Source organism: Mycobacterium sp. shizuoka-1 (assembly GCF_002723835.1).
In the GTDB taxonomy this organism is placed as follows: Bacteria; Actinomycetota; Actinomycetes; order Mycobacteriales; family Mycobacteriaceae; genus Mycobacterium.
Map to the genome: position 1 here is coordinate 1 of NZ_BEWG01000118.1, position 1,539 is coordinate 1,539.

The 1,539-nt window shown below is 69.4% G+C and carries 1 protein-coding gene; it reads left to right on the plus strand.

Features of this window, described 5'->3' with window-relative positions; translation table 11 throughout:
* Window positions 1-35: 35 nt before the first annotated feature.
* Window positions 36-1,442 carry an IS1380 family transposase gene (locus MSZK_RS29535; RefSeq protein WP_016341434.1) on the plus strand — a complete coding sequence of 469 codons (1,407 nt, stop codon included), beginning with the start codon at window positions 36-38 and terminating at the stop codon, window positions 1,440-1,442.
* The last annotated feature ends 97 nt before the right edge of the window (window positions 1,443-1,539 follow it).

Sequence of the window (1,539 nt, forward strand, 5' to 3'; positions counted from 1 at the left end):
CGGTTCAAAAACCCTGACGGGAAGGCACTTCGCAGGTGAAGAATATCGCGGCGGCATCGCCGGTGAAAGTTTCCGCCGACGGCCATGGCGTTGTGTCGCATGCCGGGATGGGCATGCTGCGTGAGCTTGCCGACCGGACCGGCTTATCGGCGCAGGTCACGGCCGCGTTGGCCGACACCTACCGCGGCCCGTGGGTGTATGCGCCTGGGGAGGTGTTCGCTGATCTGGCGGCCGCGGTCGCCGACGGCGCGGACTGCATCGACGCGGTCGGTCAGCTGTGCGGTGACCGGGAGCACGTCCTGGGGGCCAAGGCCTCAACGACCACCATGTGGCGGCTGATCGATGAGCGGATCGATGCCGCGCATCTACCCGGGGTGCGCGCAGCCCGAGCCGCGGCGCGGGCAGCGGCCTGGGCTGTCGGAGCCGCCCCCACCACCGGCGGCTGGCTGCATATCGACATCGATGCCACGCTGGTGATCGATCACTCCGACAACAAGGCCGGGGCTGCGCCGACCTGGAAGAAAACGTTCGGGCTGCACCCGCTGCTGGCGTTTCTGGACCGCCCCGACATCGCCGGCGGCGAAGCCCTGGCCGGGTTGCTGCGCAACGGTAACGCCGGCTCCAACACCGCCTCCGACCACATCATCGTCCTGCACCAGGCTTTGGCATCGCTGCCAGCGGCGTGGCGGCCCAACCCCGACGATCCCGACAACCCCGAGGCCCCGAAGGTGTTGGTGCGCTGCGATACCGCCGGATCCACCCACAAATTCGCCGCAGCGTGCCGGGCCGCCGGGGCCGGGTTCTCCTTCGGGTACCCCGTCGATACCCGCGTCCAGGACGCCGTGGACACCCTCAACCTCGGCGATTGCTGGTATCCAGCGATCGACACCGACGGCGGGATCCGCGACGGCGCGTGGGTCGCTGAAGCCACCGACCTGGTCAACCTGGCCTCCTGGCCCGAAGGGACCCGGCTGATCCTGCGTAAAGAACGCCCCCACCCCGGCGCGCAGTTGCGGTTCACCGACGCCGACGGCATGCGGGTCACCGCGTTCATCACCGACACACCACCGGGTGTCGTACCCGGTCAGGTCGCCGGTCTGGAACTACGGCACCGCCAGCACGCCCGCGTCGAGGACCGTATCCGCGAACTCAAAGCCACCGGGCTGCGTAACCTGCCCTGCCACTCCTTCTGGGCCAATGCTGCCTGGCTCGAAATCGTCCTGGCCGCCGCTGACCTGGTCACCTGGACCCGCCTCATCGGGTTCGCCAGCGATCGCGCTCTGGCCCGCGTCGAGATCACCACGTTCCGCTACCGGGTCCTGCACGTGGCCGCCCGTATCACCCGCGGCGCCCGCCAACTGCGGCTACGCATCGATGCCACCTGGCGCTGGGCGGCGGCGATCGCCGCCGCCTGGCACCGCGTCCGCACCGCCTTCGGATAACACCCCACCCCATCGGACCCATCAACGATGAAGGACCCACAGGCCCCAGGAAAGCCCGCCCCACCCGGCGACACGGGACAGCACCTCTACGCCACCA